Here is a 15,056-nt window from a genome sequence, read left to right on the forward strand (position 1 = left end):
AAATGCGGATGTCGGCCAAAGCGGAGTACGCGGTACGGGCGATGGTCCAGCTGGCCGCGTCCACCAGCGGCACTCTGGTCAAAACCGAGGACTTGGCCCAGGCCCAGGGCATACCGCCGCAGTTCCTCGTCGACATCCTGACCAACTTGCGCACCGACCGCTTGGTCCGGAGCCACCGCGGTCGGGACGGTGGATATGAACTGGCTCGTCCGGGAAACGAGATCAGCATTGCCGACGTATTGCGCTGCATCGACGGCCCGCTGGCAAGCGTCCGCGACATCGGCCTGGGTGACCTGCCGTACTCCGGTCCGACGACCGCATTGACCGACGTCTGGCGGGCGCTGCGCGCCAGCATGCGGTCGGTGCTGGAAGAAACGACACTGGCCGACGTCGCGTCGGGCGCCCTGCCCAAGCATGTAGCGAAGCTCGCCGACGACTATCGCGATCAGGAAAGCGAGCGGCACGGGGCTTGATGGCGGCGACCCGCTGGGAAGCGTCAGCCGCCCGAGCCGTAGGGACGCGTGAGAATTTCCATCGCATGCCCGGAGGGATCCAGAAAGTACACACCGCGGCCGCCGTCTCGGTGGTTGATCTCGCCGGGCCGCTGGGCGCCCGGGTCCGCCCAGTGCTCCAGGCCGCGCGATTGAATCTTGCCGTAGATTGCGTCGAAGTCTTCCTCCGAAACAAGGAACGCGTAGTGCTGACGCGGGATCTCTTCGCCTTCGGGGGCGTCCGCGTAGTCCAGGCTGGCGCCATGCTCGAGTGCGACAACCATGAAGGGGCCGAACGGCTCCGGGCTGGGCAGGCCGAACAGTTCGGCAAGAAACTCCGCGGACTCGCGCTTGTCACGTGACCGGACGATGGTGTGGTTGAAGGTAATAGGCATAACTTCTCCTTTCCAAATGCCCGCGAGCGTGCACAGTTGTACAGCGACCCGTCGCTATTTTGCGCACGCTCGCGACGGGTTCACTTCGGTGCGGTGAGCTCCAAGGCGATGTTGTCCGGATCGCGAAACTCCAAGATGTAGGACGGCCCGATGTCTTTCACCGGCTCATGCCGAATCCCGAGTTCGTCCAGATGCACAGCGGCGGAATCTAATTCGGCTCTGCTGCCCACGCGGAATGCAATGTGGTCCAAGCCGGTGCGGTCCTCGTCGAAGCGGTCGGTCGCCACCGGCCGCAGCCCCAGCAGTGTGCCGCCCAGGTCGTAGATGACACCGCCGTACAGGAAGGCCAGCTGGCGCCGCGTTGCCTCGTCGGCGTTCTCGGGGACCTCGATCAGCACCGGCCAGCCGAAGACGCTTTCGTAGAACTGCCTGGATCGCTCGATATCGGTGACGGTGAGGCGGACGTGCGCGATGGAAGTGGTGCCTAAGCCCATCGACCCATGCTGCCAGAATCCCACATGTGCGGATAGCGATGACCATGCCGGTGATGGAGCCGGACTTGGATGCGGCGTCGTTGAAGAGCTGGGCGCGGGCCATCGACGACGGCCCGTTCTCGTCGCTGTGCTGGGGTGAGCGCATCGCGTTCGACAACCCCGACAACCTGACGCTGCTTGGCGCACTGGCTGCCTGGACCGATCGAGTTCGGCTGTTGACGACGGTCATCGTGCCGCAGTTGCACCATCCGGTGATGCTGGCCAAGGGCCTGGCGACCGGCGACGTGCTGTGCGGCGGGCGCTTGACCGTGGGGATCGGCGTCGGCGGCAGGGTCGAGGACTACCAAGCCGTCGGTGCCGATCCCGCGACGCAGACGATGCGCGGCATGGCCGAACGGGTGGCGGTGATGAAGCGAGTGTGGGCCGGCGAAAAGATCACCGAATCGGTGGTGCCGGTCGGCCCGCCGCCGATCCAGTCCGGGGGTCCACCGCTATTTGTCGGCAGCATCGGGCCGAAGACCATCCGCAGCGCTGCGGCCTGGGCCGACGGTTTGGCCGGCACGACCCTGGATCTTGATCTCGTCAAGCAGAACGAGCTGTTCGACGTGGCGCGGACGGCGTGGGCTTCGGCCGCCAAGCCCAAACCCCATCTGGTGACGTCGTTCTGGTTCGCACTGGGAAAGCCCGAGCCCGCTCGCGCGCAGATTCATCGTCACCTGCGGCGCTACATGAACTGGATACCGGCCGAGTACGTCGACGCGATGGCGCCGATGACCGGTTGGGCCGGCGGTGACGACGAGTTGGTCGCGGTGCTGCGAAAATTTGCCGCGATCGGCACCGACGAGGTCCAGCTCATTCCGACCAGCACGGACATCGAGCAGCTGCATCGCGTCGCCGATGTGGTCGGTGAATTCGCCTAGCGAGGTTTCAGCGGACGGACGTCTCGGGCGAAGACGTCTCGGCGGGTTGCGGCTCTTGCGGAGGCTGCCCCTTGCGCAGGGTGGCCAACAGCTCGCGGTAGGGACCCACGAGGTATGCGGTGTCGCCGGCACGCAGCAGGGCGTCGCGGCGCGGGTGCAGCGCGACGGGAGCGTCTTGCCGGGTGATCGCGATGACGCGGGTCTTGGTGGACAACTCGAACATGCGCAGGCCGTCGAGTTCGCTGCCGGCGGCCACGTGCATTCCGCCCACCATGAACGAGCGCTGCCCGACCGAGAACGTCCCGAGCACCTGCAGGCCCATCGCGGCGCCGATGAACCAGGGTGCGGCCAGTTCGACCGTCGAGCGCACGTTGACGAATTCGAACCGCTGCGCCACCGCGCCACCCAGCGCGCGGTCGTAAACGCGCAGCACAACCGGTACGTCGGGCCGGTTGATCTCGGGCATGAAGCGTTCCCCCAGCATTTCGCGGAGCACGATTCCGGTCTCAATGTTCACCATGTCGTCCTGGGTCAGCACCGCGACGGCGCGGGCCGTGTCGACGCGAGCCGACTCCAGCGTCTGGTGCAGCGTTGCGTCCCCGAAGATCACCGGTACGTCCAGTTCGGCCGCCGCCGACAGGTAGCGGTTGTTCATGTCCCGCTCTATCACCGCCACGTCGTATCCGGCGCTGGTCAGGTCGCGGACGACGCGGATGCCGAACGATCCCAGGCCGACGACGATGACGTGATTGTGCAGGTGGCGCGCGCGTTGGAGGCCGGCCGATTGGGTGAAGCGGCGTGACAGCAGCAGGTCGGCGATGAACGCGACCAGCACCGCCGTGGTGAGCACGCCGGCCAACATCAACATGACGGCGAACAGCCGCAGCCAGGTGGGCTGATGGGAAAAGCTGAAGTCGCCGTAGCCCACCGTCGCGATCGTCTCGGCGCTGAAGTACAACGCGTCGATCCAGGCCATCCCAGGGCGCTGATAGGCGAAGCGCAACAAGATCGTTGAGCCGACCAGGACGGTAAGCGCCGCGACAACGGCGCCGCCGAACATGGGGTTCATGTCGCCGCGCAGGGCGCGCGCCGCGTCGAGCATGCGCCGCAATCGCGGCCGGTGCATGCGCCGCTCGGTCGGACGGGGCAACGTGATGCCGCGGGCGGCCAACTCGTCGGTGGTGCCGATCATCGCGGTCCAGTCCCCGGCGCGTACGGGCAGATCACGCCCGGGGCAGGTGACAACCTCGCCGGGTTCGGGCGAATTCTCGCCCTGGATCACCGCGACGGGCGCCAGGTCGCCGAAGATTTCGCGCAGCGTCGCGTCACGGGGTGCCTCGGCGCCCGAGACGACGAACTTGATACCGGCCGCCTCGAACGGGTGCACATTGTGCGCCAGACAGGCCTCGACAACGGACGGCGCGGCCAGCTCGGCGACGTCGAGGATCGCTCCGGGCCCGTTGTCCGCTGCCACCGCAGCGCGCAGCACGTCGTTGGCCAGGCGTGCCACCACCCGCACGCCGGGGTTGGCTTTCCTTGCCAGCAGCGCGGTTTCGAGATTCGTCGCATCGTCGTCCCCGGCACAGATGATGGCCAGCGCTCCGGCTATCCCAGCGCCGGCCAGCTCGGTGGTGGACCCGATTTTGACGATGCGAACGCCGGCGTTGTTCAGTTCCTCGACGATAGTCGTCGCCAGCGCGTCGTCGCCGCTGACAATGATGTGACCATGTGTGTTCATGCGTTTCGCTTCCCGCATAAACACCCACTTCTGGTGACATCGGCGCCCGTCTGTCTCTATGACTATCAGACAACGTGCGCCAGCACGCAGAATTCGTTGCCTTCCGGATCGGCGAGCACCACCCAGCTCTGCTCGCCCTGACCGATGTCAACATGGCGTGCGCCCAGCTGCAGCAGCCGGCTGACCTCGGCTTGTTGATCGTCGGGCCGGAAGTCGAAGTGGATGCGGTTCTTGACGATTCGTTCGTCATCGACGCGAAGAAACATCCAGCTCGGGCCCGCGCCGGGCGGAGCCGTCAACCGCACGTCCCCGTCGTTGTCGATCTTGTGCGGCCAGCCCAGCACCTGCGACCACCAGCGGCCCAGCATCGTTGGATCGGCTGCGTCTATACAGATCTCGTCGAACGTCAACATCGTCCTTCCCTTCCCCCTCGGACCGTTGCCTCGGCGCGGCGAGTCGATACTGACCGGGTGCCCTTCATCGAACGCGTCGCATCCCGCGAGGTCTACCGGAATCCCTGGATGGTGCTCCGCGAGGACGATATCCGCCGCCCAGACGGCAGTACCGGCATTTACGCGGTGGTCGACAAGCCGGCGTACGCCCTCGTCGTCCCCTACGACGCGGGACGTTTGCGACTTGTCGAGCAATACCGGTATCCCGTCGGCGCGCGACGTTGGGAGTTCCCCCAGGGCACCGCTCCCGACTTGACGGACCCCGAACCCTCCGCGCTCGCCGCGCGTGAGCTACGTGAGGAGACGGGGTTGCGTGCGACGTCGTTCGAAGTCCTCGGCCGGCTGGACGCCGTTCCAGGGATGAGCAGTCAGCGCGGTTGGGTATTTCTGGCGACTGGGATATCGGAGGGCGACACCGATCGCGAGCATGAGGAGCAGGACATGCGCAGCGCCTGGTTTTCGCGTGCGGACGTCGAGCAGATGATTCGCGATGGTGCGATCGTCGACGCTCAGTCGATCGCCGCCTACGGGTTATTGCTGTTACGGGAGCGATGAGTTCCGCGGTCGGTCGCGGTCAATACCGATATGACCATCACCACGCGCAACCTCGACGGATATGGCGCTCCGCCGATAGAGTGGTCCCGCGTTTACGCCGTGCTGGACAGCCAGTTGCCGCAGGCGCCCGGGACAGCCGGACCGCAGCGCCACACGACCTGGCTCACGACGATCAATCCCGACGGCAGCCCGCACGTAATGGCGGTGGGCATGATTCGGTGTCGGGGGAGTTGGTACTTCACCTCCGGGCCCGCGACGCGCAAGTCACGCAATCTGTCCCGCGACCCCCGATGCGTCGTCAGCGTGGCCACCGAACCGTTTGACCTCGTCGTCGAAGGAACCGCCGAGCGGATTACCGATGCAGACGAATTACATTCGGTGGCAGCGGCTTTCGCGGCCGACGGATGGCCTGCCCGAGTCGAGGGCGACGCGTTGACCGCGGAGTACAGTGCCCAGTCGGCCGGACCGCCGCCCTGGTATTGCTATCGGGTGCTGCCATCGACGGTGTTTGCGCTCGGCACGACGGAACCGTTCGGCGCCACCCGTTTCGATTTGCGCTGAGCGCGAGATCGTGTCCGCGGCGATATCCTGCCGCGGAGGTCGGCCGACGTCACGGACACCACGGCGGGACCGGGCAGAACGGAAGAGTCGGCAGCGGTAGGTAGGAGGTTTCGGTGGGCACCGGTCCTGCCGGCGGTGGCTGCTTGAACGGCATGGAGTTCCACGCGTAGAACTGGCCGGTGCCGACGTCGTGAACGCCGTTGTAGTCCCAGTAATAGTCGTGGCAAACACCGGTGTCCCAGGGGATGGGTCTGCCCGCGGGATCCGGATCACCGGGGCACCACCGCTGACAAGATGTCGAGCGCGGGCAGCCCACGCCGGGATCGGCGTGAGCGAAGTGCGGGGTCAGGCCGACTAGCAGCAGAGTTGCTGCGGCCCAGACCATTCCGGCGCTGCGCAGCTTGCATTCCACGCGCGAGAATCGCGACCTTCGGGTCACGGCGGCCTCCTTGTTACGCTGTCGTGCCACCCAGTCGTCAGCTTTACACCTAATCCTTGCGAAATTCATGCGTCGCGGTTCCGATAGCGCCCCGACACAAGGAAGGCCACGCTGCCCGCGACGCAATTCGCCATTTGGTTGGGTGTGAATAGTGGGTCTCGGGTGTGCAGCCTGGGCGGAAATTCGCGCCGATTCCCGCCGTACACTCACACGGGAAGCCGTCACTTCACACTCAAAGCCGTTAGTTCACACTCAACGCCGGCCAGATCCGCTACGCCGCAGCGATCGTCGACATCAGCGGACGCAGCGTTTCGAACAGGGGCTGCCGGTCACGCAGATAGAAGTGACCGCCGCGAAGGATCTGCACCGAGAAGTCCGCCGTTGTCCGGGAACGCCATTCGTGCAAGTCGGCCTCACTCACAATCGGGTCTTCACTGCCACCGAAAACGTGAATCGGGCAGGGCAGTTCCGCGGTGTCCGCTTCCTCATCGGTCATGCACAGCCGTAAGTCATGCCGGGCGATCGTGACGGCGCGCTCGTGCAGGGTGGGCCAGCGCATTAGTTCCGAAGGCAGCCCGCCGAGATGTGAAAGGAACGCGGCTAGTTGCTGGTCGTCGAGCGTGTCCACGGCATGCAGTGGCGGTGGCAGATGCGGTGGGGCATAGGCGGAAAGGAACATCGCCCGAGGTAGCGGGAGACCGGCGGCCGCACGGGTACACGCCAACCGGTATGCCAGCAGGGCGCCGAAACTGTGACCGAAAAACATATGCGGGGCCTCGAGCGCGGAGTGCAACTGCTCGTCCACCTCGGCGACGAGCTGGCGCAGCGTGGCGAACCGTTCGCGGTTGGCAATTTCGACCGGGATCACCTCGAAGGCCGGTTTTAGCGCTCTGTTCCACGATTTGAACGCCAACCCGCCGCCTCCGGCATGGTGGAAGCAGAACAGCCGCATGGTGTCAGTCGTCCTTCCTCTCAGTGGCTGGTAATCACCATCGCGCGAGCTGCTTGGCGGATTCTCAAAAGATTCTTGTGATCGCAGCTATCAGCTCAGCAGCGAGAGCTCGTCAGCCAGCACCTTGACCGCGAACCGGATTTGCTCCTCCGAGTGGCAGCTGGTCACAAAGAACCGCAGACGCGCTTTGTCTTCCGGCACGGCCGGATACAGGATCGGGTTGGCATTGATACCGCGTCGCATCAGGGCATCCGACAGCCGCAACGCGTTGGCCGAGCTGCCGACGATGCAGGGGACCACCGGCGTGCCCGAACTGTCGCCGGTGTCGATCCCGGCCTCTCGCGCCAAATTCAGGAACAGTTCCGCGTTTTCGCGCAGCCGGCGCAGGTGCTCGGGCTGCGACCGCATCAACCGGATCGCCGCCACCGACGCCGCAGCGATTGGCGGTGGCATGCCGGTGCTGAAGATAAACCCCGGCGTTGTGTATTTGAGGTACTGGATTACCTCACGGGTTCCGGCGACATAGCCGCCGCAGCCGGCGAGCGCCTTGGACACCGTGCCCGCCCACAGTTCTACGTCGTCGCGGTTCACACCGAAGTGCTCTCCGATCCCTCCGCCGGTGCGGCCGAGAACACCGATGCTGTGCGCCTCGTCAATCATCAACAGCGCCTGGTGCTTCTGCTTGACGGCGATGAAGGCAGGCAGGTCGGGAATGTCGCCGTCCTGGCTGTAGACACCCTCGATGACGACGAGCACCCGGCGATACTGATGGCGGATGTTGGCGAGGATGCCGTCCAACGCGGCAAAGTCGTTGTGCGGGAACGACCGTCGGGTTGCGCCAGAAAGCTTGCAGCCCTGGACAATACTGTCGTGTGCGAGGCTGTCGTGGATCACCAGGTCACCTTCGCCGAGCAGGTGACCGATCACCGTGACGTTCGTCGCGTGACCGCTGTTGAGGACCATCGCGTCCTCGGTGCCGAGCAGGTCGGCGAGCTCACGCTCGAGCTCGAGGTGTATCGGCTTCTCGCCCGAGAGCACCCGTGACGCCGAGGACGAGCTGCCGTACTGCACCACGGCATTCAAGACCGCGGTGGCCACGCCGGGGTGTCCGGACATGCCGAGGTAGTTGAAGCTCGAGAAGTTGAGCACCGCTGCGCCGTTCACGATCGAGGTGTCCCGCGTGACCCCGTCGTTCACTACAAAATACGGGTTGTCGACATCCAAACTTGCGGGGAGCTTGAGGCGTTCGGCGAACGCGACGACTTCGGGGAATTCCGCGATCCGGTGCTCCGGGGTGACTGCGGGCGCGTCGGCGCCCGTCTCGCCCGATCCCGTCTCATCCAACGACGTGCCACCGACGTGGGCGATCACGTCCCCGATCGTCGTCGTGGTCTCGAACCAGCCGGGATCGATCGCGACGCCGGAGAGCTTGCGGGCCAACCCGCTGAACAGGTCGGCGACCATGATGGAGTCGAAACCGAGTTCCCCCACAATGGTTTGCGTCATACGCAAGGAACCTGCGGGGAAACCGCTGACCCGGGCCACCTCGGTGCGGACCAGTGAGCCGATGTCGTCGACCGCCAAAGCGGCCGGCCTAGCAGCGCCGCCCTGCGCCAGCGAGGCAAGGACGGCGGCCTGCTCCCTGAACAACGCGACGACATTGTCCATCGTCGTTTCCTCCTCGGCCGCCGGCTCGGCGATCCTCGGCGGCGGCGAGTCGACGGCGACCGGCTGGACCGGCGCCACCCAAGAGCGGTTGGTGGTGGCGAACCGGTAGCCGCTGAGTCGCTGCGGGACATGCGCGTGCGGCGGATAGAGGCTGTCCCACTTGGGGTTCAGTCCGTCTCGATACAATGCCGCGATGGTCTCCGTGAGCTCCGAGCCGGTGGCATCGGGACCAGGAAGCGGAGTCAGCGCCTTGACCCCGACCGACGGGTGCGACCGAGTGATTATCGGAATGAGAGTCCGCTTCGGGCCGAATTCGATGAGGTGAGTCGGCTCGGCCTGCAGCGCAGCAGATGTCGCATCGGCAAACCGCACCGTCCCAGCGGCGTGCGCAACCCAGTAGTCGGCGTCCATCGGCTCGTCGTCGCCGAGCAACCGGCCGCGCAGGGTGGAAAAGACCGGGATGTTCGGTTGGGCGAATGTGCATGTCTCGGCCACCGCCCGGAACTCTTCGAGCATTGGCTCCATGAGCGGCGAGTGGAACGCGTGCGAGACGGTGAGTTCGCGCACGGAGACGCCGCTTTCGCGGAGGATGACAGACGCCCTGTCGATCGACGCGTTGGCGCCGGACAAGACTACTTCGCTGGGGCCGTTCACGGCCGCGACGGCCAGTAATGGATCGGCCTCTACCAGCTGCGCGACGTCGTCGGCACCGGCGCGGACGGCGAGCATCGTGCCGGCTTCCGGCAGTCGCTGCATCAATCGCCCGCGTGCGACAACCAGACGGGACGCGTCGTCGAGGCTGAGGACGCCGGCGACCACCGCCGCGGCGAATTCGCCGATGCTGTGCCCGAGCACCCAGGCCGGCTCAGCGCCCAGCTCGATCAGCGCGCTGGCCAGCGCGTACTGCACGGAAAAGATTGCCGGCTGCGCGAATTCGGTGCGATTGACCCGATCGTCGGTGCCGAACAGCACGTCGCGAATGGGCTGGCCCAGGTACGGCAATGCGGCGGCTTCAACCGCGGCAAGCGCGGACTGATAGGCGTCGCTGCTGTCATGCAGCCGGCGCGACATTCCCGGATATTGGGTACCTTGACCACTGAACAGCCATCCCGCCGCAATGCCCTGCGCGGTACCGGATACCGCCGCCAGGTTGCCCGACGGGTGGGCGAGCATGCGCAGCCGCCGCACCGCGTCGTCGCGGTCGTGCACGGTGATCGCCAGCCGTGCCTTGCCCGACGACTTGATGCGGTTGCTCGACCAGCACAACTGCGCGAGAGGTGCTGAGCTGCAAGCGATGTCGTCTGCCAGGCGGGAGACGTTGAGGTACAGACCCGCGCGGCTGTTCGACGAGAGCGTCAGAACACCGCCGCCGGATACGACGTGCGCATCGTCACGCGGCGGAGCGGTGGTCAGTACGACATGGCAGTTGGTGCCGCCGATCCCGAAGCTCGATACCCCGGCATACGCGGTTTCTGCGGCGAGGGGCATCGGCTCGGTGAGCAAGCGCAAACCGCTTGCCGCCAAGCGTAATTGCGGGTTCTCTTGATCGGCGAAACGCGACGGCGGGACCACCCGGTGGTGCAGGCTCAGCACCGCCTTGATGAGGCCCGCGACGCCCGCGGCGCCTTCGGTGTGGCCGAGGTTTCCTTTGATCGAACCGATCGCGCATGGCTGGGCCTGCCGGCGACGGTGAGCAGCGGCCAATGCCTTCACCTCGATCATGTCGCCGAGCAGCGTTCCGGTGCCGTGCGCTTCCAGGAAGTCGATCTGCTCCGGCGCGATACCGGCCGCCCGGTTCGCCGTTTCCACAACCTTCTCCTGAGCCCAGCGGTTCGGTGCGGTGATCCCGTTGCTGCGCCCGTCGTTGTTGACGGCGCTGCCTTTGATGACCGCGTAGACCGGCAACCCGTCGGCCAGGGCGTCGTCCAGTCGCCGGAGCACCACCACGGCGACGCCTTCGCCGCGGCCGATGCCGTCCGCCAAGCCGCTGAACGGTTTGCAGCGGCCGTCGGGCGCGGAAAGGCCGGCTTGGGTATAGAACACGTTGAGCGCCGGGGTGATGATGATGTTCACGCCGGCGGCCAGGGCCTGGTCGCATTCGCCGGCCCGCAGCGCGGCCGCCGCGACATGCACCGCCACCAGCGACGACGAGCACGCGGTGTCCACCGCGAGGCTGGGGCCCTTGAAGTCGAGTTGATACGACAACCGGTTGGCCGTCATGAAATAGCCGTTACCCGAGCCGGCTTGCGCCGTGATCTGCGAGAAGTCGCGCATGTGCTGATGAGCCCATTCGTTGGCCATCACGCCGACGAAGACACCGGTGTTCGAGCCGGCCTGCGATCTGGGGTCCAGCGTGGCGTCCTCGAGGGCGCGCCAGGCCGCCTGCAGGAGCAGGCGCTGCTGCGGATCCATGCTCTGGGCTTCGCGCGGGGTGATGCCGAAGAACTCGTGGTCGAAAGCGTCTGCATCGCTGATGAATCCGCCGGTGCGATGATTGATCGCGCCCGGTTTCCCGGTCGCGTCGTAGAACTGCTCGGCGTCCCAGCGGTCTTCCGGTATCTCGGCGATCCCTTCGTCGCCGCTCATCAGCAGTTCCCACAGCGCCGCCGCGTCGGGCGCCTTCGGAAACCGGCAGTCGATCCCGACGATCGCGATGTCGCTGGACGTCATGCCGTCACCAATTCGCGAGTGGTGGTGGCCTCGCGGATGAAGTCCGCGATGTGCTCGAGCGTTGGGTAGTCGAAGACCAGGGTCGGTTCGACGTCGATGTCCCAGTGCGCTTCGACGTCGCCGACCAGTCCGAGCGCGCGGACCGAGTCGACGCCCATCTCGGCGAGCGGAAGGGTCGGGTCGATGGTGTGCGACGGCACCTCGAGGTGCCCGGCGAGCCGAGAGGTGAGCCAGGCGAGCACATTACGAGTCGTCGGGTGAGAATGCATTGAAAGCTCCTTGTTTGCCGTGGATTACGCGATTTCGAAGAGTGCGAGTTGGCCGGGCCGCGCGGAATTGACCGCGGGGTCGACGCTTTCGTGTAAGACGTCGCTGAGTTCGCGGTGCAGGAACGCCGTCCGCATCGACGCGCGCTGCACCTTCCCGCTGGTGGTGAGGTGAATTCCGTTGCGGCCCACCAGGACCACGCTGGGAGCGGGGATTTCGAAGGCACGAGCGACGGCAACCTTGATCGCGCTGGCCAGTTGCGCCGGCGACATGCCGTCGAGCTGGTCGGTCCTGACGGTCTGGATGACCACCAGGCGTTCGGTTTCCAGTCCGTCGATGGTGACCGCCACACCGCGCGCGGCGTGGGTTGCTGGGTGCACGTCCTGGACGAATTCCTCGATGTCCTGCGGGTATAGGTTGCGGCCGTTGACGATGAGCAGGTCTTTGCGGCGGCCGGTCACGTACAGGTGCCGATCCTTGATCAGTCCCAGGTCGCCGGTGCGCAGGTAGGGGCCGTCACCGTCGGCTGTCTGGCCGCCAAATCGCTCCTCGCTTTCGGGAGCACGGTTGTAGTAACCGCTGGCGACACTGGCTCCGCGCAGCCAGATCTCGCCGACGCGTCCGTCTGCCAACGGCTTTCGGGTGTCCGGGTCGACGATGCGGACGTCGATGCCGGGACCGGGAATCCCGGAACTGACCAGGCTGACGGCTCGTTCCACCGGCCGCGCGAATTCGTTGCGCTCGAGGGCGGCGGCATCGGCGTCGAGGTATACGAAGGCCTCGTCTTCGGGTGTGGCCGTCGCGAACAGCGTCACCTCGGCCATCCCGTAACAGGGCCGCATGGCTGAGGGACGGAGTCCGGCCTGTCCGAGCAACTCGTTGAGCGCCTCGATGGTGCGGCGACGGATCGGCTCGGCGCCGTTGAAAGCGACCCGCACCGTGGACAGGTCGAGTCCCTCGAGTTGCTCCGGCGACACGCGACGAGCGATCAGGTCGTAGGAGAAGTTGGGTGCCGCGGTCACCGTCGCGCCGTACTTGCTGATCGCTTGCAGCAGCCGAATGGGTTGCTTCAGGAAAGCCAGCGGCGACATGATCACCACCTCCATGCCGGCGGAGAAGCCCGTGATCTGGCTGATCAAGCCCATGTCGTGAAAGTGCGGAATCCAGCCCACCAGCTTCGAGTTTTCGTCGAAGTCGAAAAATTGGGTGAGCGCGAATACGTTGTGCAGGATGTTGCCGTGGGTCACCGCGACGCCCTTGGGGTCGCCGGTCGAGCCGGAGGTGTACTGCAGGAAGGCGACCGTCTTGGCGGTCAGATGCGGCATCTTCCAGGAGGCCGGATCAGCGATCGTCGATTCGTTGACGGCCACGCACTGAACGGGCTGCGCAAGGTCGAGCCCCTCGATGCCCGCGGCGATCAGGTCGAACAGGTGGGCGCTGGTCAAGACCAGGCGGCTGTCGGCGTCCCGCAGGATTCCGGCGACGCGCTTCAAGCTGCGCTGATCGTGGGGAAGCGGGGCCGGCACCGCGATGACCCCGGCGTAGAGGCAGCCGAGGAAGGCTCGCCAGAACTCCACCCCGGGCTCGAACAAGAGCACCACCGGCCGGTTGGTCTGGGGTAGTGCGGTCAGCCAGGCGGCGACCTCGCGCGCGCCGCGGTCCAGGTCGCGGAATGATGTCACTTCCTCGACCAGGCCACGGCCGAATTCGCGAAGGTAGGTGAAGCTGCGGGTGTCGCCGTAGCGCTCGAACTGCGTCCGGAGGTGTGCAACGAGGTTCTCGTGTCCGAACGCGGCCGTCACGTCGGCTGTCTGGGCAGCGACGGGCAAAGCGGTCATTTCGCGTGTCCGAATCCGTGTAGGTTGCTTGACTGCCTGACCATCGCGCAGTCGCCTCTTCGGATCCTTGAAGGATTCTTGAAGCGGTGGTGGCTTCCCCTCGCGAGAAGACGCAAAATCCCCTAAATCCCCGGCGTGTCGGGGGATTTTGCGTCTGCTCGCCGAGGGTCGAATGATGGCAGCGTGACGTTGAAGACCACCCACGTGCTACGGATCGGCGAATTCGAACCGATCTTCGATGCCGAACTGCGGGCACGATACGACATCCCCCGGCTTCCCGACGGTCCACGACGGGCGGAGTTTCTGGCGGAACACGCGGCCGACATCCGCGTGGTGGTGACGTGGGGTCGCCCCGGCGTCGACGCCGACACCATCGCGGCGCTGCCCAACCTGGAAGCGATTGTCAACAACGGCGCCGGGGTGGATGCAATCGATCTGGCGGCGGCCAGACGCCGAGGTATCGGCGTGAGTAACACGCCAGATGTGTTGTCGGACACCGTTGCCGACACGGCGATGGGGCTGATCCTCATGACGCTGCGCCGATTCGGCGCCGCCGACCGCTACGTGCGGGCGGGTCGTTGGAAGCAGGACGGTCCCTTTCCGTACGGCCAGGACGTGACCGGGTTGCGGGTCGGCATCCTGGGCCTGGGACGTATCGGTTCGGCGATCGCTACCCGGCTGCTCGGGTTCGACTGTGCCATCGCGTATCACAACCGCCGCCCGATCGAGGGGTCGCCATACCGGTACGCGAATTCGCCCGTCGAACTGGCCGAGACGGTCGATGTTCTGATCGTCGCCACCACGGGCGACCAGGGGACTCGCAACCTTGTCGACCGAGCGGTCCTCGAGGCACTGGGACCGGAGGGCTACCTGGTCAACATTGCCCGCGGCAGCGTCGTCGACCAGGAAACGCTGGTGGAGTTGCTGGCCGGCGGCGGCCTGAAAGGGGCGGGGTTGGACGTCTTCGTCGACGAGCCGAACGTACCCGAGGAGCTAATGGCTCTCGACAACGTGGTGTTGTTTCCGCACATCGGCAGTGCCACAACGCGGACCCGACGGGAGATGGCGCTGCTCGCGATCCGCAATCTGGACAGTTACCTCAGCACCGGTGAGCTGGTGACACCCGTATTGCAGCCAGGCGGTTCATGACGGGGGGAGCCCCTTCTGCAGATCGCTCACGGTGTCCAGTTGACGTTGCACGGTGGCGAGATCGGCTTCCAAAGCGGTCGTGTCGGGCATCGTCGCGGCCTCGGCATAACGCGCGACCGCGGCTTCGATCGATTCCACCGTTGTGGTGATCGATTGAAGCAATTCGTCTTTGCGGCCGGGCGCGAGTTGCGCGACGGCGACCAGGTGATCGTCGAGGTTGAGTGCGGTCTGTTCTAGATCGGCGCGCAGCATAAGTGTTGAGCCCGAATCGATTACATTGACCGCCTGCAACGCCGACATGGCATCGCGCAGCCTGCGGTGCAGCCGGGCCTCGGGGTCGTGCGATACGGCCCAGGCCCGGGGCGCGCGCGTCGGACGGCCCGGGATCAATTGATTGGCGCGCGAAATCGCACGTTGCTGACTGCGGCCGACGACGGCCACCACGGCGACCGCCAAACCCGCAATGA

The 15,056-nt window shown here is 65.8% G+C and carries 15 protein-coding genes; 5 read left to right on the forward strand and 10 right to left on the reverse strand.

Going from position 1 to position 15,056, the window contains the following annotated elements:
• The first annotated feature begins 2 nt into the window (after positions 1-2).
• On the forward strand, positions 3-473 hold the full coding sequence (locus AC5Y2L_RS05375) for an Rrf2 family transcriptional regulator (RefSeq protein WP_499932753.1): 471 nt from the start codon (positions 3-5) through the stop codon (positions 471-473).
• Between the two features lie 23 nt (positions 474-496).
• On the opposite strand, the gene AC5Y2L_RS05380 is transcribed toward AC5Y2L_RS05375, so the two are convergent.
• Complete coding sequence (locus tag AC5Y2L_RS05380) at positions 497-886, reverse strand: VOC family protein (RefSeq protein WP_499932750.1); 390 nt, start codon at positions 884-886, stop codon at positions 497-499.
• A gap of 80 nt (positions 887-966) precedes the next feature.
• Positions 967-1,380 carry a VOC family protein gene (locus tag AC5Y2L_RS05385; protein ID WP_499932747.1) on the reverse strand — a complete coding sequence of 138 codons (414 nt, stop codon included), beginning with the start codon at positions 1,378-1,380 and terminating at the stop codon, positions 967-969.
• A 38-nt stretch (positions 1,381-1,418) separates the two neighbouring features.
• Between AC5Y2L_RS05385 and AC5Y2L_RS05390 the strand changes: the two genes are divergently transcribed.
• Positions 1,419-2,300: an LLM class flavin-dependent oxidoreductase gene (locus tag AC5Y2L_RS05390; protein ID WP_499933193.1), complete on the forward strand. Its 882-nt coding sequence runs from the start codon at positions 1,419-1,421 to the stop codon at positions 2,298-2,300.
• Positions 2,301-2,307: 7 nt separating this feature from the next.
• Here AC5Y2L_RS05390 and AC5Y2L_RS05395 read toward each other — a convergent pair whose 3' ends face one another.
• Positions 2,308-4,038, reverse strand: coding sequence for an NAD-binding protein (locus tag AC5Y2L_RS05395; protein WP_499932745.1), 1,731 nt, complete (start codon positions 4,036-4,038; stop codon positions 2,308-2,310).
• Between the two features lie 65 nt (positions 4,039-4,103).
• Positions 4,104-4,451 (reverse strand): VOC family protein, encoded by a 348-nt coding sequence (locus AC5Y2L_RS05400; protein ID WP_499932744.1) that lies wholly within the window; start codon positions 4,449-4,451, stop codon positions 4,104-4,106.
• Positions 4,452-4,508: 57 nt separating this feature from the next.
• Here AC5Y2L_RS05400 and AC5Y2L_RS05405 point away from each other — a divergent pair, with 57 nt between their 5' ends.
• Both AC5Y2L_RS05405 and AC5Y2L_RS05410 read left to right on the forward strand, forming a co-directional pair.
• Positions 4,509-5,045 (forward strand): NUDIX domain-containing protein, encoded by a 537-nt coding sequence (locus AC5Y2L_RS05405; RefSeq protein WP_499932742.1) that lies wholly within the window; start codon positions 4,509-4,511, stop codon positions 5,043-5,045.
• Between the two features lie 30 nt (positions 5,046-5,075).
• Positions 5,076-5,606 carry a pyridoxamine 5'-phosphate oxidase family protein gene (locus AC5Y2L_RS05410; RefSeq protein WP_499932740.1) on the forward strand — a complete coding sequence of 177 codons (531 nt, stop codon included), beginning with the start codon at positions 5,076-5,078 and terminating at the stop codon, positions 5,604-5,606.
• A gap of 49 nt (positions 5,607-5,655) precedes the next feature.
• On the opposite strand, the gene AC5Y2L_RS05415 is transcribed toward AC5Y2L_RS05410, so the two are convergent.
• The 5 genes from AC5Y2L_RS05415 to AC5Y2L_RS05435 all read right to left on the reverse strand — a co-directional run bounded on the left by AC5Y2L_RS05415 (position 5,656) and on the right by AC5Y2L_RS05435 (position 13,440).
• Positions 5,656-6,045, reverse strand: coding sequence for a hypothetical protein (locus AC5Y2L_RS05415; protein ID WP_499932739.1), 390 nt, complete (start codon positions 6,043-6,045; stop codon positions 5,656-5,658).
• A 271-nt stretch (positions 6,046-6,316) separates the two neighbouring features.
• Positions 6,317-6,997: a thioesterase II family protein gene (locus AC5Y2L_RS05420; protein ID WP_499932738.1), complete on the reverse strand. Its 681-nt coding sequence runs from the start codon at positions 6,995-6,997 to the stop codon at positions 6,317-6,319.
• A 90-nt stretch (positions 6,998-7,087) separates the two neighbouring features.
• Complete coding sequence (locus AC5Y2L_RS05425; protein WP_499932736.1) at positions 7,088-11,335, reverse strand: type I polyketide synthase; 4,248 nt, start codon at positions 11,333-11,335, stop codon at positions 7,088-7,090.
• Positions 11,332-11,604 (reverse strand): acyl carrier protein, encoded by a 273-nt coding sequence (locus AC5Y2L_RS05430; RefSeq protein WP_499932735.1) that lies wholly within the window; start codon positions 11,602-11,604, stop codon positions 11,332-11,334. The genes AC5Y2L_RS05425 and AC5Y2L_RS05430 overlap by 4 nt, the downstream gene beginning before the upstream one ends.
• A 24-nt stretch (positions 11,605-11,628) precedes the next feature.
• Positions 11,629-13,440, reverse strand: a complete 1,812-nt coding sequence (locus tag AC5Y2L_RS05435) for a fatty acyl-AMP ligase (RefSeq protein WP_499932733.1) — start codon at positions 13,438-13,440, stop codon at positions 11,629-11,631.
• A 183-nt stretch (positions 13,441-13,623) separates the two neighbouring features.
• Here AC5Y2L_RS05435 and AC5Y2L_RS05440 point away from each other — a divergent pair, with 183 nt between their 5' ends.
• The gene (locus AC5Y2L_RS05440; RefSeq protein WP_499932731.1) at positions 13,624-14,589 is read left to right on the forward strand and encodes a 2-hydroxyacid dehydrogenase; all 966 of its coding nucleotides are present in this window, start codon (positions 13,624-13,626) and stop codon (positions 14,587-14,589) included.
• Here the strand turns inward: AC5Y2L_RS05440 and AC5Y2L_RS05445 are convergent.
• Positions 14,584-15,045: a hypothetical protein gene (locus tag AC5Y2L_RS05445; RefSeq protein ID WP_499932729.1), complete on the reverse strand. Its 462-nt coding sequence runs from the start codon at positions 15,043-15,045 to the stop codon at positions 14,584-14,586. The two genes, AC5Y2L_RS05440 and AC5Y2L_RS05445, sit on opposite strands and share 6 nt — an antisense overlap.
• Positions 15,046-15,056 lie beyond the last annotated feature (11 nt).

It is taken from the genome of Mycobacterium sp. NGS66, from assembly GCF_059812225.1.